Here is a 20664-nt window from a genome sequence, read left to right as displayed (position 1 = left end):
CAATTAGCGTCTTAAACCAAGCTGGCTCGGTGCTGGCAAGTACTTCGTTTACACGTTGTATTTGCTGCTGTGCCGTGTCAGTGGATGCGCATTATAGGGAGATTTTAAAATGGTGCAAGGGGTGTTTTCGATCTTTTTTACTGACCGATTATCTTTTGTTCAGATCGGTGTTTTTTTATCTTTTCGATATATATTTGGCCATTTTATGCGGCCTATATAAAAGAAATACTAAATTTACGTCTTTTTTAGGTTCATTTTGAGTTAGGCCTATGGTTAAACCCTTAATTATTCATTAATATGTAAGGGTTTTTAACAGTATTTTATCAATTCATATTCATTCGAGACAATTTTATGCAGAAATCATTGATTATGGTTTTAGTTGCAGCACTTGCCGGCGCGTTTGTGTTTTCTCAATTTGCAACTGACCTCGTACCTTTCGTCGCCTATCTAATTGGCGTTATTGTAACTACCGTTATTTTTACACTCGTTCCAACAACAACATCTAATAAAGCAAACGAGCCTTATGTTGGCCCAACTATGACATTATATGTAGGAAACTTGCCTTACCGTGTTCATGAAGGTGAAGTAAAGTCATTATTTGGCGAATACGGACCTGTTAACTCAGTACGATTAGTTCGCGATCGCAAAACAGGTCGTCGTAAAGGGTTTGGATTTGTTGAAATGTCAGAAGCTGGTGCCAAGAAAGCCATGGCGAAGTTAAATGATTACAACTTCCAAGAGCGTACTCTAAAAGTTCGTGAAGCTAAGTCACAAGAAAACGACCCTGCTGAACCAAAAAATGTCGACGTAGATTAGTTATATCGACTTAGCTAGTTTATAGAAGTTAGCTTATATAGTAGTAACAAATTAGTCGGCTACGGACGGAGCGCAAACCGTGAAAACCCGTAGTCAACTAATGTTAGCTTTAATTGTTCACTAATCTGCTTAGTAAATCCCGCTTGTAACTGCCCTCTTTTTTTCGTCTTTGATTCCCCAACTAAAGATTCAACTCTTTTAGCAATAGCAACGCCAGAGTCTAGCAAGGTCACATGTTGTGTCAGCGCCATTTTTATTTCACTGATTAACAATGGGAAGTGAGTGCAGCCTAATACAATCGTATCGATACTTGACTGATTTAGCGGCTGTAGAATCTCTGTAATAATCGCTTGGTCAATTGCTTCATTAGCTAATTTGGCTTCCGCTAACATGACCATTTCAGATGTTCCTAATAACGCAACTTTACAGTCGTGAGCATAGTTACTAATAAGCTGTTTAGTATATTGCCGATTTACTGTGCCAGGTGTCGCTAGTAATGCAATGTGTTTAGTTTGCGATAATTTAGCCGCGGGTTTAATCGCCGGCACGACACCAACAACAGGGATCGTTAATGCTTGCCTTAGCGCTGGTAGTACTAATGTACTTGCCGTATTACATGCAACCACAACAACTTGAGCATTTAGCTTAGTCACCTGTTCGGTAATCAGTTCCACACAACCAGTAATTAACACCTGCTCTTCTAAATCACCATAAGGTAAACGGGCATTATCGAATAAATAGAACACATCATGATTGGGTAACTGTTTCTGTATATGCTGCAGTACCGATAACCCTCCGATACCTGAGTCGAACACTATAATGGGACCTGACAAGCTGAACTCCAAAAAGGGTGAAGATTGGACCGTTATTGACGAAATTTATCGTTAATCATCGAAGATAGCGTGATGTCTCTGGACATCAGCGATGTGTAGTATAATATTTGCGCCCTGATTTTACAGCCTATGGTGGAACAAAATGAATTTAGCAGCAATGGATCCGATTAATTATGATAAACAGCTGGAGCAAAAAAGCGCCCTGCTGAGTGAGTCTTTTGTCGAATTCAATCCACCAGCATTAGAAGTTTTCCCATCTGATCCTGCCCATTATCGTATGCGTGCTGAATTTCGCATTTGGCATGACGGTGATGACATGTACTACTACATGTTTGATAAAACATTGAATCAAAAAGTACGTACTGAACAATATCTACCTGCTGGTAAGCTTATCAATGAAATGATGGCTGCATTAATGCAAGAGTTACGACCAAACCATCAACTGCGGTTTAAGCTGTTCCAAGTGGACTTTTTATCGACCCTAAGCGGTGAAATTTTAGTGTCCTTACTTTATCACCGTCAGTTAAATGATGAGTGGACAGAACAAGCCAAAGAAATGAAACAGCGCCTTAGCGATAAGTTTAATGTCAATATTATCGGCCGCGCTCGCAAGCTCAAAATCGATCTTGATAAAGATTTTGTTGTTGAAAGTCTTAATGTTGATGGCAAAGAGCTAAAGTACAAGCAAATTGAAAATAGCTTTACCCAGCCTAATGCCAACGTTTCCGTCAGTATGTTGGAATGGGCAATTGACGTCACCAAAAACAGTCACGGCGATTTATTGGAGTTGTATTGTGGTAACGGTAACTTCTCTATTGCTTTGGCTAAAAACTTCGATCGTGTATTAGCAACAGAACTTGCCAAACCCTCAGTCGACGCAGCGCAGTACAACATTGCAATCAATGAAGTTGAAAATGTACAAATTATTCGTATGTCAGCAGAAGATTTTAGCGACGCCATGGCGAAAAAACGCAGCTTTAGACGCTTAGAAGGTATCGATTTAGACAGCTACAACTGTAATACCATTTTCGTTGATCCACCACGAGCGGGAATTGACGACGATACATTAGCGTTAATGCAAAACTATGAGCGCATTTTATACATCTCATGTAACCCTGAAACACTCAAACAAAATTTAGCGTTTTTGAAGACCACACATAAGATCACACGCTTTGCGCTATTTGATCAGTTCCCATATACCCACCATATGGAAGCGGGCGTATTCTTAGAGCTTAAATCGTAAGGTTTTAATGTCTTTAAGATCATAGAGTAAAACACAAAAGATACGGCTCAGGGTACGGAGAATAAAATTATTCAATAACTTCTACTTCTCTGTCTTTGAGTACAAGCTAGGTTAAACTGACAATGGATCAACGGGGATTAACTAGCCTTCTTTGCGATGTTCAATCTTGTTTTGCAACGCGTCAGCACCGGTAGCGACCATTCTCAATTGCAACACCAACTGATCGGCCAAACGTTTACGGTCACTGCGCTTTAAATCTAATGCCGTTGCGCCAGCATTAAACACCAAAATCACTAATGCTTCAGCTTGAGCACGAGCTAGCTCTTCACTACGATTAGCGTTATCAATCGTGTAATGGGCTAACTCTGAAATGAAATGTTCAATTTCACGTTCAACCGCAGCGCGAAATGCTGCTGACGTACCTGAGCGTTCATGCAGCAAAATACGAAACACGTTAGGGTTTGACTCTAGCACTTCCATAAAAGTGTCAACTGAAATACGAATGACACTCCCACCGGCCTCGGCGCGCTGACGACCTTTACGCATCATTTGGCGCAAGGTTAATCCACCTTCATCAACCATGGTGAGTCCAAGCTCATTCATATCTTTAAAATGTCGATAAAAAGAAGTCGGTGCAATACCAGCTTCTCTGGCAACTTCACGCAAACTTAAACTGGAAAAACTTCTTTCAGCACTGAGTTGATTAAACGCAGCATCGACTAATGCACGGCGGGTTTTTTCTTTTTGTTGAGCTCTAACACCCATTAGATGATCCATTTAGTCAAGATTAGTTCACAGATAATAACGTTTTTAAATCAAAAACACAGCCCTCGCTAACTTGACCCTGCCATAGGGCTAAGTTAAATTAGCTTACAACTGTACGCTTAATTATTCTTTGTCGTTTTGGAAACTTAACATGAAAAAACCTCCGATCATTTGGCTGAATGTGTTTTTGTTTGCCAGTACTCTTATTGCCACTATCACCTTAATCCCTTGGCGTGCTGTAACCCATGGTTTTGACGGTTTTGAATGGTTAGCGTTAGTTGTTTTTGCTTACGCCAGTGGCTTATCTATTACCGCAGGCTACCATCGTCTGTGGTCTCACAAAGCCTATAAAGCTCACCCCATTGTCAGATTCGCCTATGCATTAGGCGGAGCATTAGCACTACAAAATAGCGCCTTACACTGGTGCAGCGATCACAGAATTCACCATAAACATGTTGATAATAATGATAAAGATCCCTATTCGGCTAAAAAAGGGTTTTGGTATAGCCACATAGGTTGGATGTTACGTGAGTATCAAGCAAGCCGTTATCACGACTATAAAAATGTTCGCGATCTCCAAAATGACAAGATTGTTATGTGGCAGCATAAACATTACTTATTACTGGCGGTGATCATGAATATTGGCTTGCCGATATTTCTTGGTTGGTTAAATGGCGACATTTTGTCGATGTTATTAATGGCCGGATTATTACGCTTAGTGCTTGTACATCATTGCACCTTTTTTATTAACTCGTTGGCGCACATTTGGGGCTCACAGCCGTACACTGATAGGAATACCGCCCGCGACAATGCTTTTTTAGCACTTTTGACTTATGGTGAGGGCTATCATAATTTTCACCATATTTTTGAGAACGACTACCGCAATGGTATTCACTGGTGGGATTATGATCCGACAAAATGGCTGATTAAATTCTTCAGTTGGTTTAACTTAGCGACCGACTTACGTAAAGTGCCACAAGAGCGTATTGAAAGTGCTCGCTTACAAATGCAGTTGCAACGCGCACAACATAAAGTGGCACATCTACCCAATTGCGACGAAATTATTGCTAATTTCCAAGCCGAATATGAGCTAATGAAGCAACACCTAAAAGACTATTACCAAGCGAAGAAAAGCTTACTCGATGCCAAACGTGAACAACTTGGTAATCAACAACTGACACGACAAGTTGAGGAATTAAAAGCTCGCTTACTGGCACAAAAGAAGAACTGGTTATCTCTTACCACGGCTTACTAAGCAGTGATGGATTAATGTAAGTCACAGATAACACACTATCCACTCAGTAAATTGACTCAAAAACGGCCACCTGCAAAGGTAGCCGTTTTTGTTATTTCAATATTAATCGTTAACCGGATTGTCATGCAGTTGTTTTACACATTGCTGCAGGCCATGTCGCCCTAACTCAACACCATTAACCTCAGCGCCAATAACAACGTCCACTTTCGACCAAAAACGTGTTGGTCTTGTTGTTAGAGCGTGTCCGCCTTGGTGGCTAAAGTAAGACCCCCACAAACCACGTAACGCCATCGGAATAACGGTCACAGGGTCACGTTCAAGAATACGCTGGATACCCGCTCTAAACTCAGCTATTTCACCGTCTACAGACAAACGTCCTTCAGGGAAAATACACACTAATTCATCATTATTCAGTGCTTGGTGAATCGTTTCAAAGGCTTGTAAATATGTATCTCTTGACTGTTTAGGTGAACAAATGGGAATCACACCAGCATGACGAAACAAATATTTAAGTAATGGGATTTCACTAATCGATTTATCCATCACAAAACGTACAGGGCGAGTTGATGCCCCCATTAAAATTAACGCATCGACATAACTGACATGGTTACACACAATCACGCCGGCACCTTGTTCGGGAATATTTTGCCGACCTGTGACTGACACACGATATAGAAAATGACTAAATAGATAGCTGACAAACCGTTGCGCAAACTCCGGCACTTGGGCATAAACGTATATCGCCACCAGCGCATTTAAAGCGGCTAACAATAGTAATAATTGCGAGATGGACCAATTTAGCACACCAAGTAATACAATCGACAATACTGCCGCAACCACCATAAACAACGCATTCATAATGTTGTTAGCGGCAATGGCTTGGGCGCACTCATCTGCTGCTGCGCGAGACTGAATAAACGCGTATAAAGGTACAATAAACAAACCACCACTTAAGCCCACCATAAAGAGGTCGGCCATCAGTCTGAAATGCTGGCTGTCACTAATAAATTGACTAAAGTTATAAACAAAACTCGCATCCACTGGTGCAGGTGGAATAGCCAGAATGAAATCAACCGTAAACACGGTTAAACCTAAAACACCAAATGGAATCACCCCTAATTCAACATGACCATAAGAAACACGCTCACATATCCATGACCCCATCGCAATACCAATAGAAAATAGTGCCAATAACAATGACACCACTGTGGCATCGCCATGCAAATACAATTTAGCAAAGTTAGGGAACTGAGTTAAATACGTCGCCCCTAAAAACCAAAACCAGCTAATGGCTAAAATGGCCATCCAAATACTTGGCGTTTGCCTGACTTTAGCAATACAGCGCCAGGTGCCAGCTAAAGGAGTAAACCGAATTTTCTCTATTTTACCTTGTACAGGCATCGCTGGAATCGCACAGCTCGCCAAATAACCACCCAAGGCTAAACACACCACAATCACCGCTGCACCACCTAAACGATATTCACTGGCAACAATCACCCCAGCAAATAATGTTCCCATTAATATGGCAACAAAGGTGCCCATTTCGACCCAAGCATTGCCGTTAATCAATTCATTTGGTTTTAGTGTTTGTGGCAATAACGAATACTTCACCGGCCCAAAATAAGCCGACTGACTACCCATAATAAACAGCAGCAACAGCATCATTAGGTAACTTTGCGACAAAATGGCCACCGCCGCGCATGCCATAATAACCAGTTCGATAAATTTAAGTCGGCGAATTAATTTGGCTTTGTCCATGTTGTCAGCGACTACCCCCGCGTGCGCTGAAAACAAAAAGAATGGCAAAATAAACACGCCTGCGGCTAAATTAACAAATAAATTCACGCTTACTGGTAACGCATCGACTTGACTGTAAGTCACTAATAGCAAGAGCACATTTTTATAGATATTGTCATTGAGCGTGCCTAAGCACTGGGTAATAAAATAAGGTAAAAAACGTTTACTTAACAACATGTCTGACCCTTTTGTTGTGCCATTCCCAATAAGTAACCGTTAACGTGGCTACTCAACATTGTCGGCAGCACCGCTTGCTCGGTAAATAATTTTCCGTCAATTGCCAAACACGTTAATCCGTGGATCCCGCCCCATAATACTCGGCTCATTAACCCAATATCGGCGTTACTTGCATCATCAAAAAGCTGGGTTAATTGATTGGCGATTAAATTAAATAACCGATCAATCGCTTGTTGATGACTCAATGACAACGCTTGCCCTTGTGGAGCTGACAGCTCAAACACCAATTTAAAACACGCACGATTTTCATTGGCAAATTGATAATAATCATGCGCCATTTTCTCGATAATCCCTTGTGCGTTAAGCGGCTGCATAGCGGCCCCCTCACCGTAATCGGCCACTAACTGTTGATATAAGTCGGTAAGCACTTGTTCTGATACGGCCAATAACAATTGTTGATAGCCACCAAAAATATTAATCAAGGTGCTCGGCGCATAGCCAATCTCGGTAGCTACTTTACGTAAGCTCAAATTCTCAAGATTGACGGTTTGTAATAAGTGGATAACAGCAATAATGGCCATACCGTGGATTTCTGCATGGGTATGTTCTTTTCTTCTTGCCATTGTTTCGCCTTAATGCGGTGATGTTGTGGGATTAAATTACCAACGATCAAAATAAAAAACAATGTTCATAATAAGTTTATTTTTAGCCGTTTGTATTTTTTGTGAGCCAATAGACACAAAAAAGCCCTCCAATGGAGGGCGATGTTAATAACTCAGTTTTGTCTTTATGACTGCGTTAATATTTCATCCCAGGCTAAATTGGGGCTACCGACAACAATAAAATTCGGATTCTCCAATGTCTCACGTTCGTTATAGCTCATAGGTTGCAAGTTAATGTCCATCAACGCACCACCGGCTTCTTCAACAATAATTTGCGCAGCACCAGTATCCCACTCACCTGTAGGGCCTAAACGCACATAACAGTCAGCGCGTCCCTCAGCGACCAGACAGCTTTTTAATGCCGCTCCGCCTAATACCACTAACTCACAATGTTTGGCATGATTAAACAGTTTAAGCACTGATTTAGGGTCTTGACGACGGCTCACAGCAACCCGTAGTTGGTCTGTTTGTTGTTGGGTTAGGCTATTACTTTTAATTCTTAGCTCTTGGCCGTTATCTCGCTTATAAGCCCCTAGTCCAGCGATCGCGTAATAGCATACTTGTGTCATTGGCACGTAAACCACGCCGACAATCGGTCTATTATGCTCAACAAGGGCAATGATCACTGAAAAATCGCCACTGCCTGCAATAAACTCACCCGTGCCATCAAGCGGATCAACCAACCAATAGCGTTGCCAGTGTTGGCGGTCACTTAACGGAATATTGACCGCTTCTTCACTTAAAATAGGAATGTCAGGCGTTAGCTCAGCCAGTTTGCGGCAAATAATTTCATTTGCGGCTAAATCAGCTGAGGTGACAGGCGTATTGTCAGATTTAATTTCTCGTTCAAAATTACCATTCTGATAAATGCTACGGATCTCTTGGCCGGCTTGGGTTGCAATATCAATAATTTGTTCAATAATGTCTTCAGGCTTCATTACTTCTCCATCAACTGGAAATTCAGCAAAAATGATAAAAATCACATTGAGTTTATAAATGATTCATTCACTCACTTGGCCGCATTTGGCCAAACTCAGTTTCATCCCTAAGGATTAATTTCATCTAATGTTGTTTCGGTCTGTTGGTTATCGCTATGGTGTTTTATCGCTGTGAAAGCAATTGTTGAGCTAAAAACAGTGCACCAACACTGCGTGATTCACTAAAATTAGTATCAGCAATTAACGCTAGCCAGTCTGCGACAGGCCATTCAATCACTTCAATCGGTTCAGGCTCATCACCTTCTAATTGGCTTGGGTATAATTGTTCAGCTAAAAATATCTGCATTTTGCTGGCGAAATAGCTTGGAGCAAGTGACAATTCTTTTAGGTGGGTTAACTTATGACTGCCAAAACCGATTTCTTCTTGTAACTCTCGATTAGCGGCTTCAATGGCTTGTTCACCCGGATCGATTAACCCTTTGGGAAAGCCGATTTCATAAGCCTCTGTACCGGCAGCATATTCTTTTGCTAGTAGCAATTTTCCATTATGGATAGGCACTATCATCACCGCGCCGCGACTATTGCCTTTCATTCGCTCATATTGACGCAGTTCGCCATTAGAGAATTTCAAGTTTAATTGCTCAACTTGAAATAAACGACTCTGTGCCACCAGCTCAGTACTGAGGATTTCTGGCTTAATCTGCCGCGTTGTCATTCCTACCTCTTATGTGACGAATATCAAATTTATAGATACAATCTTACTATTCTAGGCATAATCTACAACTGGTATTTGTATGTTTCCTTGGCAAAAAATTGATACGGTGTTGCTCGACATGGACGGCACCTTACTTGACCTTCATTTCGACAATCATTTCTGGCTGCATTTAGTGCCAGAGCAGTTAAGTCAGCAGCGCAATATTAGCCTTAATCAAGCATCATTATTAGTGAAACAGGCTTATGAAGAAGTGGTAGGCACACTGGATTGGTACTGCTTAGATTATTGGCAACAGCAGTTAGGCTTAGACATCTTACAATTACATCATTCATTGGCTGCGCGGATTCAAATGCGCCAAGACAGCATGCCGTTTTTGACAGCATTAAAGCAAGCCAATAAGCAGCGTATTTTATTAACCAATGCACATCCTAATAGTTTAGCGTTAAAGCTTGAGCACACAGAACTAGCCAGTGGCTTAGATGCCATGTTGTCGAGCCATGAAACAAGTTTCCCAAAAGAACACCCGGAGTTTTGGCGTTATACTATCGACAAATTTGCGCTTAACCCTAATCGATGCTTATTTATTGATGACAGTGAAACCATTTTAAAAGCGGCTCAGCGAGCGGGAATTGGTTATCAGTTAGGGATAACTAACCCAGACAGTAAAAAACCACACAACACCATGATCGATTTCCCAGCTATTGATGATTATCATCATTTACTGGCAGATCTAAAAACCCCTATAACGTTACCGATATAGGGGTTTTATCATATCTAGTGACATTAAGCGGCTTATATGCCCGGAATGCGGCCTTGGTAATTAAGTGGGTAATAACCTTGGCTGTCTTGCTGCCCTAAAAATTGCAGCGCTTGAGTAAGATCTGCAGGTTGTGTGTCAGTCGGTTTAATTTTAGCTGCGACTTTCACGCTACTGTTCTGTGTTAATAGCACTGTTCCCATCAAGCCTAAGCGGTTATCTTGCTCATTAGCAGTCAATTTTACTTGGCCATCAACACAACTCATGTTTAATGCCATGTTACCTAGTGGATAGGCTCCAAACTGATTAGTGACATCGACATCATTGACAAATAACTTACCTGAAAGCTGCTCACACCAAGGTAAACCTTGGTCAAACTGCTCAATAATAACCGAAAGTTCACCTTGTATTTCTGTTTTAAAAGGTAAACGATTACCTGCTAATAAAAACTGGCTTGGGGCTTCAAAACGCAAGTTTTGGACTTTAATACCTGACATTGTCGCGGTAAGTGAGCCCTTACCATTAACCGGCGTTGCACGGCTACCAATCGTGACATCAACTTGTGCTTGCCCGACAAAAATCCCCCAAGGATTGAGTGTCCAATTGACTTGATCAAGTTGACGACGGTCAATACTCACTAATGCCGCCTGACCTTGCCATAAAGTGCCACTCACACCAGACAATTTTATATTATTCGGTATTGGCGCAATGCTCACTAACCAATTAGCGGGGACATAAGCCACTAAAAAGAAGATATAAATAAGCAGTGCTAATAAAATTTTAAAAAATAACTTCACTGGTAACCCTTGAGATTTCGATTAACACCAACGGCTAATCGCCAAACAATATATTGATAAGACAACAACAGTTTTCAGACGCAGATTAACGCGATAACTGAATACGACGAACTTTGACAAAACCGGCATCATCTGACTCAGCTAAATCAACTGTCTCGAGTGTCAAACCATCGGTATCAACCAAATGGTAAAGGTAATCAAGTAGTGCTTCAAAAGGCACATCGTCCATCCACAACTGAATTTTGTCACCTTGTGGTTGCATACGAGTAATCACCAACTTGTATTGTCCAGCCGCTGTATTAACAATTGAACTTAAGCTGCCAGCAGCTCTTTGCTTGCCACCACTTTGCTTAATACCCGCAATTTTACTGGCAGCCTGTTTAACATGGTTTAGTGTGGCATTCGCTGATGCATAATTACGTTCTGCTGTTTGCTGTGCATTTGAAATCGGTGTCCAAATGCCCCAATAAACAATACCAATCAATAACATGACACCACAAAAGCCGACTAACTGTTGCTCTCGTAGTGCTAAGCTTCGCCACCAAGCCTGTAAATTTTCCATTTACTTGCTCCTCAAGGTAATGTTACTGGTAACCTTGTCATCGTTATTGTTCATTGCCCCGCCTTCCATCTTAAAGTCTTGGCTAATTATTTCTTTAAACTTATCGATTTGTGCATAAGTCTTAGCGGTAACTTGCATACGTAACTCACTGCGTTTTGCGTCAAAACGGACTGAATCAGGTTTTAGTGCAGGTACTTGAGAAAATGCAGGGCGTAGTGCGTTGAGCATAGTGAAAAACTCTGCCCCGCCACCTTGGCCTTTTAAGGTACGTAATTGCGCATCAATTTGCGAGCGCACATTAACAATACGGTTCACGCCCGGTACAGCTTGTTTAAAGACTCGTTCTGTTTGCGTATGTAATGCTGCCGTTTGTGCATTCAACTCGTTAATCGCTAAGCCTTTATTAACCAAAGCAAGGACTAACACCACCGTAAATATAATCGCGCTATTGCGCCATAGCGTGAGGTGTTTACTGTATTCTCGTTTCGGTTTGTATACCCCATCTAATAAGTTAATTGGTGCATCTAATAGCCCTTTGGCTAATACCAGCATGGGAATATCTAAAGGCTGTTGCTCAACGGTAGCACCAGTAACAGTCATGTCGCTGCTGTAACTGGCAATGGTTAATGGCTGCTCTTGTTCACTATACTTGGCAGTCAACTGCGGCAGTGCGATGTCAGCCCAATCAGTTGGTAAACTCACGCCAGCGCCAACACCGGTACGCACTAAATATTCGCGCCCCATATTCAATATTGCCCATTGGCATTGTGCTAACGGTAATGCCAAACAGTCAGGCACAATGTTTTTAACCTTTAAACCGGCATCTTGTAGCCATGACAACCACATTTGCATTTGCTCATGCGCCACTGCAACCACGTTAAGCGCTTCGCCCTCTCGCGGCCCCACTACCACATGCATTTCATCTACATTAGTTGCTAATGAGTCTTCTAGCATAAATGGAATGGCTTTCATGGCTTGACGCTGGCCTTTCTCAGGCAATGAAACTTGTGTCAACATCATGCTTGCTGCAGGCACTAAAACATCCACAGGACGATTGCCAGCACGCTCGGTTAGGCTGGCTAAGCTTTGTGCATCAGCAAGTTCGCCGGATGCGATGATCTCTTGCTCTTGTTCAGACCACACCAACCAAGAGCACGCTTGCTCGGCAGTGTTTCCTAAGCGGATAAATAACCTTTCTGACACGCTTTATTCTCCACCAATCTCTGGTAATTTTTGTTGCGCTAACATTACTGCTGACCACCGTATTGCCGGGTGATCACCTCAAATTTTTCGCCATTGCGTTTTAATACGCTATCCATTTTAAAAATAGCCGTGTCGACTTTAGCACCTGCCGTTAAATTAAAATAATTACTATCAACCACAAAGCTCGATTTTAGATCCGCATCACTTGATTGCACATTACTGAGTGCTGAATTAGCCCAAAAATCATCAATGGCCTCGTAACCGCTAGCTGGACGCTGATTAATAATACTTTTCGCATCGCTCAAAGACACCTTGTTATCTAACATGCCAACCATCAATGCCGCTTGCTCGACTTTTAATGTATTCACATTAAGCAATTGCCGCCTATCACCAGGAATGGCGCACACATAAGGTTGCAAGGCTAAATAAATATCTTGGGTATAGCCCAGCACTGCACGTAGTTCACTGCGATGTTGCATCAAGGTGTTTGCGGCGCGATACGGAACAGGTCGTGATTCATACTCAGCATCTTCAGCGCCGTATGGTTCGTTCTCACTGTCAGCGTCTAAATAGTCTTTTAATGTTTGGGTTAGCCGCTCTGCAGCAAAGTCATCAACACCAAGCGCGACCAATAAAGCTTTATATTGTTTTGCCGCCACGCTTAGCCCCATTTGGCCACTGCTGTCTTTTACCCGAGGCTGCGAGACAGCATTGAGATTAAAGCAAGATCGCATGTCGGTTATCTCACCGGCAATTTCACCGTATTCAGCAGGGAAAACCACATTTGCCACCGCCCAATATTGTTGCAAATTGACGGTGCCGTCTGCGTCTTTCATGTCTTGTTTTAACACCTTCATCGCCAGCTCTTCGGCTGAAATGGCGTACCAATAAGCCTGATCGAACTGGGCAAGATTTAAGGTGCGTTGCATTGACAGTTGGTTGCGGCTAGAAATATTGGTGGCAATAATTGACACCATTGCCACAATCAAAATGACAAAAATTAATGCTACGCCGCGTTGTTTACGTAAAGAAGTAACCTTATTCATGGCACTTCCTTGCAGAACTTAGCGTACTGATTGGCACGGCCGTTAGCTGACTCATTCTGCCGGCCCGCCTTTAGGCAATAAAAACCGCCGTTGGATTTCACCCAACCCCTCTATCTCTACTTTCATGGCAATGGCTTGTGGCATTTGGGTACCGTCAGCTTTTTTTACCCATGCATCATTAATATAAAAAGAGTATTCAACATCTGTCACATTTTCGATAATCACGGTTTTTAATGGTTCAGCACCCGTTTCTGCTTCTGGATATGGATAGTACCAACGTTCTAAGCGACCATCTTGAACCACATAGGCGACAGACTGAATGCTACCTCGAGGCAATATGCCATCCGGGTTTAACCAGCCAATACGATAAAACATTAATGCTTCTGTTTCTGAGTCCAGCATGTCGTCGCTAGCTTGAAAAAAGCTGCTGGCTCGTTCTCCGTTGGCAATACGTGGTGTGCGGGCAACCATTTGCCCTAAGTCGCGCTCTAACACCCCAAAGCCTTGCTGTAAGGCTTTTAATCTTTTAGAAAATGCCGCTGTTGACTCGTCGTTACTCATTACCGTTTGTAAAACAGAATTAGCCGCAAGCCCCAACATGGCGAAGATGGATATTGCCACCAGCATTTCAAGTAAGGTAAAGCCGCGCGCTTTACTCTGGGTTGTGAACATAACTGCTTACCTGTGCTGCTACGCGTTTAAACCGATCGTCTTCGCTAACGGTAATGCGGATCATTCTAAAATTGTTGTCTGTGGTTTTAACCACTTCACGACGCCAATGCCATTCTTTATCGGCAAGTTTTTCTGTGCCGTCTTTTTGACCAAGATCTGGAAATTCTTTCCCTAAACGTGCATCAACCATTTGATTGCTTGCTACCCATTGGGCTAAGGTGCGCTGCTCTAAAATAGGCATATTCACCATTTGATCGCCCAAGCTTTTAACGATTGAAACTGCTGCAATTGAAAATACAGCTAAGGCGACAATGACTTCAAGTAGGGTCATTCCGCTAGCGTTGTTATTTATGCGATGTTCACTGCGTTGGCGGTTAATCAAAGTCATCAAAACGCCCTAATGTGAGTCGGCCCATGGCATCGCCACTGACTTCAACGATTACCTCTTTATTTTGTTCTTTGATAATAAAGCTCAATTCAAATGGAGTAAGCTCACCACTTGGAAATAATAAAATCTGTGGCTGTGGATTTTTCTTTTTATCTTCTTCGCTTTTGGCCTCAATAAAAGGCTCATCAAACCAAGAGTCTTCTTGTTCGTCATCTTGCACTAATGGCATGCCATCGAGCACTAGACTCATTTTAATGCCATCATCAAGCTTTTTTTCAGTAGCAATACGATCCAGTTTTATTGGCTGCCACTTTTTATCTTCGTAGTACACAAACTGATATTTATTGTCATCGACCACAATGCCAATAAAGCTGCCACTTAATACTGCTTGGTCAATCACCATCTCAGTGGTGGCTAGAAATTGTTTAGCTAGTTTATCAACGACCTGTTTGGGCCCAGAATTATTCAGCGTAAGCGTCACCGCCATGGCAGAAAGTCCCATTAGTAATGCAACTAATAGGACTTCAAGTAGGGTAAAACCTAACTGGCGAGTTCGGGTCATTAACTTCAATTCTTATCACTAAGCTTCAACGTTAGCACGCAGGGTGTTATTGGAAGCTTTGCAAGTTCCAGTTACCAATATCATCTTCGGTGCCAGCTTGTAAGTCAGGACCTGCTGAGAAAATATCAATGCGACCATTTTCGCCAGGGCTTAACAACATGTAGTCATTACGCCAAGGGTCTTGTGGTAAACGTTTTACATAACCGCCATCACGGTAATTGCGTGGTTCTGGTGACGAAGATGGCTTTTGAGTTAATGCATCTAAGCCTTGCTCAGTGGTTGGGTACACGCCGTTATCTAAACGGTACATGTCTAAAGCATTTTCTAAGGCGACAATGTCTGAAACGGCTTTTTGTTGATCGGCTTTGTCTTTGTTACCCATTAAGTTAGGCACGACCATCGATGCTAAAATACCTAAAATCACGATCACGACCATCACTTCAAGTAAGGTGAAACCACGTTGTTTGTTATTTGCTTGCATTAACTCTTTCCTCTTTACCACTTACTTGGTTGATATGCTGGAGCGGGTTGGCGCTCACTAACGCTTAGCCACTCACTAAATTATTAAGCTCTAGAATAGGTTGTAAAATTGCCATCACGATAAATAGCACCACTGACGCCATACTTACTACCAACATGGGTTCAAATACACCTAAAGCTATATTCACGTTTGATTCAAACTCTTGGTCTTGGTTATCCGCGGCGCGCTCAAGCATACTCTCTAACTGGCCACTTTTTTCACCCGATGCAATCATATAGAGCATCATGGCGGGAAAAAGTTTCGTTTGCGTTAACGCTGCGCCTAAACTACTCCCTTCACGCACTCGTGATGTGGCTTCATCGACCGAAGCACGTACTTTTACGTTTTGTAATACTTCACTGGCAATGCGCATACCGTCAAGCAGCGGCACTGAGCTGGCAGACAAAATACTGAGTGTGCGTGCAAAACGCGCCGTATTTAACCCTTTACTGACTTTCCCCACGACAGGCAATGTCAGTAATAACGTATCGTATTTCATTCGCAGTTCGGGCTTTTTCAATAGTCGTTTAAAGATAGCGACTAGGACGAAAACCACCCCAAGTACCACAATGCCATAATCTTGTACAAAATCTGACGCAAGGATCAAAAACTGAGTCGTGCCGGGTAACTCTTGCCCCATATGTTCAAACTGGCCAACAACTTTAGGCACAACAGCAGCAAGTAATACCGCAATAACCCCAATGGCTACCACGGTCAGTACAATAGGGTAAATCATGGCTTGGGTTAATTTAGACTTTAACTGTTGGCGACGTTCGGTGTAATCAGCTAGGCGGTTTAACACCACTTCTAAATGCCCCGACTTTTCGCCTGATGCCACCATTGCACGATATAAATCGTCAAACACATGTGGAAATTCCGCCATCGAATCTGCAAGGCTATAACCTTCAACAACCCGTGAACGAACAGCCATGATCATACTGCCTAAACGGGCTTTTTCTGACTGTTGCCCGACCGCTTTTAAGGCTTCTTCAATAGGAAGACCAGCGGCAACTAGCGTGGCAATTTGGCGGGTAATGAGTGCGAGCTCAGCCACTGAGATCCGTTGTTTAAACATAGAACCAAAGCTAAAGCCTGATTTAGCAGCTTGTGCTTCTTTATCGTTAACTTGATGGATTTCAATCGGCATTAAGCCTTGGTCACGTAACTGACTACGCGCGTGTCTTGCGGTGTCGGCTTCTACTGCACCTTTGGTCTGCTTACCTTTTTTATCAAGTGCTTTGTATTCAAACGCTGCCATTGATTATTCCTCGCGAGTCACACGTAAGACTTCTTCCAGCGTGGTTACACCGGTAAGGACTTTACTCATGCCATCATGGCGAATACTTGGCACGGCTGTGCGAATATATTTCTCAATCGCTAGCTCACCTTTACCGCCATGAATGAGCTCGCGCACATTATCATCTACCGTTAATAGTTCGTGAATACCTGTACGGCCGCGGTAGCCATTATTGCCACAAGACTTACATCCTTTGGCACGATAAATTTTACGGGTGTCATTAGCGGTAATGCCTAGTAGGTCTCGTTCACGTTCGTCGGGTTCTCGCGCTTCTTTACAGTCAGGGCATAAGGTACGGATCAGCCGCTGGGCTAACACGCCTAACAAACTTGATGATACCAAAAATGGCTCGACCCCCATGTCTTGTAAACGGGTGATAGCGCCTGAAGCGGTATTGGTATGCAGGGTTGATATGACCATGTGGCCAGTTAAAGATGCCTGCACGGCAATGTGTGCGGTTTCTAAGTCACGGATCTCACCAATCATCACCACATCTGGATCTTGACGCAAAATAGCGCGAAGTCCGCGGGCAAAGGTCATATCAACCTTGGTATTCACTTGCGTTTGGCCGATGCCTTCAAGTTCATACTCAATTGGGTCTTCAACAGTTAAGATGTTGGTGTCTCTAGAGTTAATCTCGGTTAAGCCCGCATATAAAGTGGTACTTTTACCCGAACCTGTTGGCCCTGTCACCAAAATAATGCCATGTGGCTTTCGAATTAATTGGTCAAATTGGTCGCGGATATCCGCAGTCATCCCCAACTGTTTTAAATCTAAATTACCGGTATTTTTATCAAGTAAACGCATTACCACACGTTCGCCGTGACTTGATGGCATCGTCGACACACGCACATCGACAGCGCGGCCAGCAATACGCAGTGAAATGCGCCCATCTTGCGGTACACGTTTTTCAGCAATGTCCAAACGCGCCATCACCTTAATCCGTGAAACTAACAGTGACGACAGCTTACGGTTTGGCTTTAAGACCTCTTTAAGCACCCCGTCAACACGAAAACGTACGATTAATTGTTTCTCGTAGGTTTCAACGTGAATATCGGATGCTTCTTCTTTAATGGCTTCAGACAATAAGGCGTTAATCAATTTAATGATTGGCGCGTCGTCATCACCTTCAAGCAGGTCTTCTGTTTGCGGCAGTTCTTCCGCCAAAGTAAACAGATCCATTTCATTACCAATATCTTCCATAAGCTGCTGTGCTTGTGAAGAATTGGCTTGGAATGTTTCAGTAAGCTTGGCTTCGAACAAGTGATTATCCAGCTTAGTCACGGTTAAATCTGTGCCAGTATAGCGACGCACTTCCAACATGGCGTTGATAGGCGTGTCGTCGGTGTAATACAAAACGGCTTGGTCATCTTCTTTGGTTAATACCAAATTAAAACGATGCGAAAACGCAAAAGGAAGCTGATCTTTACTGTGGGAGTGGAAGACTTCATCGCCTTCCGCTTCCATAGCAAGTTCTGTGGAAACTTGTGCTAACGCTTCAGTTTCTTTGGGTTCACTCATCTTGGCTACCATCTTTACTGTCGTCTTGCGTTTCTGGGTGTTTATTTTCTTCAATGGCGCGCAGGGTTGCGTTGCTCTTACGTTTACTGGTTTCTAAGCCTTTGCCTTCTTTGTAACGGTCTAAGACGTCGTTAACGGCATCAGGTAGGTGTTCTGATTGGTTCCATTCGTCTAATACAGGGACTTGAGTATCAGGCATTAAGTTCACGCCACGTTCACGCTGCTCAAGTTGTAATGCGCGGAAGTAGTTATATTTACGACCCGCTACGCCTTCCATGGTAATACCATCACGAATAATGGTTGGACGGATGAAAATCATTAAGTTTTTCTTTTTCTTACCGCTTGAAGATGATTTAAATAAGTGACCGATAATCGGTAAGTCGCCTAAAAATGGGACTTTTTGTTCACTTTCTTGCACTTCTTCGTTAATTAAGCCACCTAGCACCACAATTTGACCAGAATCAGCCATTACAGTTGTCGTTAAACGACGTGTCGCGAAAGTCACGTCGACCCCCGTTTTACCGTTAATACCAGAGACTTCTTGCTCAATGGCCAATTTAACTGAATTACCTTCGTTAATTTGCGGTACAACTTTTAGTTTGACACCCACTTCTTTACGTTCAACGGTTTGGAATGGGTTACTGTTACCGTTACTGGAGTTTTGTGCGCCGGTTAAAATCGGCACTTCGTCACCCACAATAAATGAGGCTTCTTGGTTATCTAGCGTTGTAATTGAAGGGGTTGCCAGTACGTTTGATGTGGTATCACTCGACACAGCTTGAATCAGCGCGCCAAAGTCACCCATTGCTACGCCCCAAGCCATACCGTTCACCTTACCTAATGCTTGCGCCAATAAAGTTACGTCACCTTTGGTATCGGGGTTTTCGGTACAAGTACCATTATCAGAACACACTTTAGTGCCTTCTTGATCTTGCGCTTGCCAAATACCCGCGCCAATTTCACCAATCGTTGGGCCTAAGTTATTAAACTGAGTACCCCCACCGGCTTTTGATGCCCATTGAATACCAAACCCAACGTCATCGCCTTCGGCTACTTCAACAATAATGGCTTCGACTAATACTTGCGCACGGCGAATATCTAATTGGTTAATCACATTTTCAATGGTGCGAAGTTGATCCGGCTCTGCGCTAATCACCAATGCATTGGTGTCTTTGTGCGCCATGATGGTAATTTCACTGCGACGTTTACCGCCACTGCCTTGTTGGCTTGAGCTTGAGTCAGTATTTTCTAGTTTTTTAGCAAACCCAGTTAGGACTTCAACTAAATCTTCTGCTTTGGCATAACGTAAGTAACGTACTTTGGTGTTACCCGTGCTAGCTTGTTCAGCATCTAAGCGTTTAATCAGTTTAACCACGCGTTGACGACTTTTTTCATCACCGCTAACAATCACCGAGTTAATACGTTCGTCGGCAACCACTTTAGGAGCTTGGCCCGGTAATTGTGCTTGCTTAGCATTCGCACGATAAAGGGTATCAATAATACGCACAATTTCGCCAGCAGAGGCGTATTGTAACGACACGACTTGAGTCTCTGTATCACCTTGTTTGTCTACACGACGAACAATTTCTACCAACTTATTCACTACCACTGCGCGGCCAGTGATCATCAATACATTCGATGGGTCGTAGTTCACTACGTTACCGCCACCAGCATTATCGTTAAGTTGACGTAATAACGGTGCAAGCTGTTTTGCTTCGGTGTTATATAACGCCACAATGCGCGTCACCATTTCATCGCCAAGACCGGGTTTGTGATCGTCAGCAACGCGGATAGATGCGGTTTTGGCGTCTTTATCTTTAATGACTTTGATGATGTTGTTGTCCATTTCGACAACGGCATAACCATAAACTTGCAGCACGTTTTGGAAAAACTGGTAATACTGCGCATCATCAAGCAGGTCGTAACTGCGGACATTAATTTTGCCACGCACAGTAGGGTCCACAATGATGGTTTTATTAAGATTTTTACCAACAATATTAATAAACTCTTGTATGTCAGTCCCTTTAAAGTTGGCTGCATACTGTTCCGACCAAGTAGGTTGTGATGCAAACATTGCTACGCCTGCAATCAACCCTGCAAGTAACTTGCGTCGAATACCTGTGTTTTTCATTTTACTC

The 20664-nt window shown here is 42.9% G+C and carries 20 protein-coding genes and 1 pseudogene; 4 read left to right on the top strand and 17 right to left on the bottom strand.

Annotation, left to right across the window (positions count from 1 at the left end; translation table 11 throughout):
• Nucleotides 1-351 precede the first annotated feature (351 nt).
• Complete coding sequence (locus G3R48_RS15430; protein WP_153666112.1) at nucleotides 352-816, top strand: RNA recognition motif domain-containing protein; 465 nt, start codon at nucleotides 352-354, stop codon at nucleotides 814-816.
• Nucleotides 817-875: 59 nt separating this feature from the next.
• On the opposite strand, the gene murI is transcribed toward G3R48_RS15430, so the two are convergent.
• Nucleotides 876-1649, bottom strand: coding sequence for a glutamate racemase (gene murI / locus G3R48_RS15425; protein ID WP_153666111.1), 774 nt, complete (start codon nucleotides 1647-1649; stop codon nucleotides 876-878).
• Between the two features lie 142 nt (nucleotides 1650-1791).
• On the opposite strand from murI, the gene trmA reads away from it, so the two are divergent.
• A complete protein-coding gene (trmA, locus tag G3R48_RS15420) occupies nucleotides 1792-2892 on the top strand; it encodes a tRNA (uridine(54)-C5)-methyltransferase TrmA (RefSeq protein ID WP_153666110.1) in 1101 nt (366 codons plus the stop codon).
• Nucleotides 2893-3033: 141 nt separating this feature from the next.
• On the opposite strand, the gene fabR is transcribed toward trmA, so the two are convergent.
• Nucleotides 3034-3657 (bottom strand): HTH-type transcriptional repressor FabR, encoded by a 624-nt coding sequence (gene fabR / locus G3R48_RS15415; RefSeq protein ID WP_153666109.1) that lies wholly within the window; start codon nucleotides 3655-3657, stop codon nucleotides 3034-3036.
• 151 nt (nucleotides 3658-3808) lie between these two features.
• Here fabR and G3R48_RS15410 point away from each other — a divergent pair, with 151 nt between their 5' ends.
• Complete coding sequence (locus G3R48_RS15410) at nucleotides 3809-4912, top strand: acyl-CoA desaturase (protein WP_153666108.1); 1104 nt, start codon at nucleotides 3809-3811, stop codon at nucleotides 4910-4912.
• Between the two features lie 102 nt (nucleotides 4913-5014).
• On the opposite strand, the gene G3R48_RS15405 is transcribed toward G3R48_RS15410, so the two are convergent.
• From G3R48_RS15405 to nudE, 4 genes are all read right to left on the bottom strand, one after another.
• Nucleotides 5015-6886 carry an MFS transporter gene (locus tag G3R48_RS15405; protein WP_153666107.1) on the bottom strand — a complete coding sequence of 624 codons (1872 nt, stop codon included), beginning with the start codon at nucleotides 6884-6886 and terminating at the stop codon, nucleotides 5015-5017.
• The gene (locus tag G3R48_RS15400) at nucleotides 6877-7509 is read right to left on the bottom strand and encodes a TetR/AcrR family transcriptional regulator (RefSeq protein ID WP_153666106.1); all 633 of its coding nucleotides are present in this window, start codon (nucleotides 7507-7509) and stop codon (nucleotides 6877-6879) included. The genes G3R48_RS15405 and G3R48_RS15400 overlap by 10 nt, the downstream gene beginning before the upstream one ends.
• 164 nt (nucleotides 7510-7673) lie before the next feature.
• Nucleotides 7674-8486: a 3'(2'),5'-bisphosphate nucleotidase CysQ gene (gene cysQ / locus G3R48_RS15395; protein WP_153666105.1), complete on the bottom strand. Its 813-nt coding sequence runs from the start codon at nucleotides 8484-8486 to the stop codon at nucleotides 7674-7676.
• A 163-nt stretch (nucleotides 8487-8649) separates the two neighbouring features.
• Nucleotides 8650-9201, bottom strand: coding sequence for an ADP compounds hydrolase NudE (gene nudE, locus G3R48_RS15390; protein WP_153666104.1), 552 nt, complete (start codon nucleotides 9199-9201; stop codon nucleotides 8650-8652).
• 79 nt (nucleotides 9202-9280) lie between these two features.
• Here nudE and yrfG point away from each other — a divergent pair, with 79 nt between their 5' ends.
• Nucleotides 9281-9961: a GMP/IMP nucleotidase gene (gene yrfG, locus G3R48_RS15385; RefSeq protein WP_153666103.1), complete on the top strand. Its 681-nt coding sequence runs from the start codon at nucleotides 9281-9283 to the stop codon at nucleotides 9959-9961.
• Nucleotides 9962-9993: 32 nt separating this feature from the next.
• On the opposite strand, the gene G3R48_RS15380 is transcribed toward yrfG, so the two are convergent.
• The 11 genes and pseudogenes from G3R48_RS15380 to gspD form a co-directional block, all read right to left on the bottom strand.
• Entirely contained in the window at nucleotides 9994-10755 is a 762-nt protein-coding gene (locus tag G3R48_RS15380) for a type II secretion system protein N (RefSeq protein WP_212593388.1), read from the bottom strand.
• An 85-nt stretch (nucleotides 10756-10840) separates the two neighbouring features.
• Nucleotides 10841-11317, bottom strand: coding sequence for a type II secretion system protein M (locus tag G3R48_RS15375; protein ID WP_153666102.1), 477 nt, complete (start codon nucleotides 11315-11317; stop codon nucleotides 10841-10843).
• Complete coding sequence (gene gspL, locus G3R48_RS15370; RefSeq protein ID WP_212593387.1) at nucleotides 11318-12520, bottom strand: type II secretion system protein GspL; 1203 nt, start codon at nucleotides 12518-12520, stop codon at nucleotides 11318-11320. It abuts the gene before it with no gap.
• Nucleotides 12521-12564: 44 nt separating this feature from the next.
• On the bottom strand, nucleotides 12565-13566 hold the full coding sequence (gene gspK / locus G3R48_RS15365) for a type II secretion system minor pseudopilin GspK (RefSeq protein WP_153666101.1): 1002 nt from the start codon (nucleotides 13564-13566) through the stop codon (nucleotides 12565-12567).
• Nucleotides 13567-13623: 57 nt separating this feature from the next.
• A pseudogene (gene gspJ / locus G3R48_RS15360) lies at nucleotides 13624-14238 on the bottom strand (type II secretion system minor pseudopilin GspJ); the annotation flags it as partial.
• Nucleotides 14219-14626: a type II secretion system minor pseudopilin GspI gene (gene gspI / locus G3R48_RS15355; RefSeq protein ID WP_228497509.1), complete on the bottom strand. Its 408-nt coding sequence runs from the start codon at nucleotides 14624-14626 to the stop codon at nucleotides 14219-14221. The gene gspI and the pseudogene gspJ, both read right to left, overlap by 20 nt.
• The gene (gene gspH / locus G3R48_RS15350; protein ID WP_153666099.1) at nucleotides 14613-15188 is read right to left on the bottom strand and encodes a type II secretion system minor pseudopilin GspH; all 576 of its coding nucleotides are present in this window, start codon (nucleotides 15186-15188) and stop codon (nucleotides 14613-14615) included. The genes gspI and gspH overlap by 14 nt, the downstream gene beginning before the upstream one ends.
• 46 nt (nucleotides 15189-15234) lie before the next feature.
• Nucleotides 15235-15669 (bottom strand): type II secretion system major pseudopilin GspG, encoded by a 435-nt coding sequence (gene gspG / locus G3R48_RS15345; RefSeq protein WP_153666098.1) that lies wholly within the window; start codon nucleotides 15667-15669, stop codon nucleotides 15235-15237.
• A 64-nt stretch (nucleotides 15670-15733) separates the two neighbouring features.
• Nucleotides 15734-16966: a type II secretion system inner membrane protein GspF gene (gene gspF, locus G3R48_RS15340; RefSeq protein ID WP_153666097.1), complete on the bottom strand. Its 1233-nt coding sequence runs from the start codon at nucleotides 16964-16966 to the stop codon at nucleotides 15734-15736.
• Between the two features lie 3 nt (nucleotides 16967-16969).
• Nucleotides 16970-18526, bottom strand: a complete 1557-nt coding sequence (gene gspE / locus G3R48_RS15335) for a type II secretion system ATPase GspE (RefSeq protein WP_153666096.1) — start codon at nucleotides 18524-18526, stop codon at nucleotides 16970-16972.
• Nucleotides 18519-20657 (bottom strand): type II secretion system secretin GspD, encoded by a 2139-nt coding sequence (gene gspD, locus G3R48_RS15330; RefSeq protein ID WP_153666095.1) that lies wholly within the window; start codon nucleotides 20655-20657, stop codon nucleotides 18519-18521. The genes gspE and gspD overlap by 8 nt, the downstream gene beginning before the upstream one ends.
• Between the last annotated feature and the right edge of the window lie 7 nt (nucleotides 20658-20664).

The organism is Shewanella intestini, assembly GCF_018221465.1.
GTDB lineage: Bacteria > Pseudomonadota > Gammaproteobacteria > Enterobacterales > Shewanellaceae > Shewanella > Shewanella intestini.
Note: the sequence above shows the minus strand (reverse complement) of the source record. Positions and strands in the feature narration are given on the sequence as shown.

Excerpts from the sequence above, each read along its gene's own strand:
- yrfG (WP_153666103.1), top strand. The coding sequence starts at position 9,281 with ATGTTTCCTTGGCAAAAAATTGATACGGTGTTGCTCGACATGGACGGC.
- gspD (WP_153666095.1), bottom strand. The coding sequence starts at position 20,657 with ATGAAAAACACAGGTATTCGACGCAAGTTACTTGCAGGGTTGATTGCA.
- G3R48_RS15375 (WP_153666102.1), bottom strand. The coding sequence starts at position 11,317 with ATGGAAAATTTACAGGCTTGGTGGCGAAGCTTAGCACTACGAGAGCAA.
- G3R48_RS15430 (WP_153666112.1), top strand. The coding sequence starts at position 352 with ATGCAGAAATCATTGATTATGGTTTTAGTTGCAGCACTTGCCGGCGCG.
- gspH (WP_153666099.1), bottom strand. The coding sequence starts at position 15,188 with ATGACCCGAACTCGCCAGTTAGGTTTTACCCTACTTGAAGTCCTATTA.
- gspI (WP_228497509.1), bottom strand. The coding sequence starts at position 14,626 with ATGACTTTGATTAACCGCCAACGCAGTGAACATCGCATAAATAACAAC.
- nudE (WP_153666104.1), bottom strand. The coding sequence starts at position 9,201 with ATGACAACGCGGCAGATTAAGCCAGAAATCCTCAGTACTGAGCTGGTG.
- G3R48_RS15405 (WP_153666107.1), bottom strand. The coding sequence starts at position 6,886 with ATGTTGTTAAGTAAACGTTTTTTACCTTATTTTATTACCCAGTGCTTA.
- trmA (WP_153666110.1), top strand. The coding sequence starts at position 1,792 with ATGAATTTAGCAGCAATGGATCCGATTAATTATGATAAACAGCTGGAG.
- gspG (WP_153666098.1), bottom strand. The coding sequence starts at position 15,669 with ATGCAAGCAAATAACAAACAACGTGGTTTCACCTTACTTGAAGTGATG.
- gspK (WP_153666101.1), bottom strand. The coding sequence starts at position 13,566 with ATGAATAAGGTTACTTCTTTACGTAAACAACGCGGCGTAGCATTAATT.
- G3R48_RS15410 (WP_153666108.1), top strand. The coding sequence starts at position 3,809 with ATGAAAAAACCTCCGATCATTTGGCTGAATGTGTTTTTGTTTGCCAGT.
- cysQ (WP_153666105.1), bottom strand. The coding sequence starts at position 8,486 with ATGAAGCCTGAAGACATTATTGAACAAATTATTGATATTGCAACCCAA.
- gspF (WP_153666097.1), bottom strand. The coding sequence starts at position 16,966 with ATGGCAGCGTTTGAATACAAAGCACTTGATAAAAAAGGTAAGCAGACC.
- G3R48_RS15400 (WP_153666106.1), bottom strand. The coding sequence starts at position 7,509 with ATGGCAAGAAGAAAAGAACATACCCATGCAGAAATCCACGGTATGGCC.
- fabR (WP_153666109.1), bottom strand. The coding sequence starts at position 3,657 with ATGGGTGTTAGAGCTCAACAAAAAGAAAAAACCCGCCGTGCATTAGTC.
- gspE (WP_153666096.1), bottom strand. The coding sequence starts at position 18,526 with ATGAGTGAACCCAAAGAAACTGAAGCGTTAGCACAAGTTTCCACAGAA.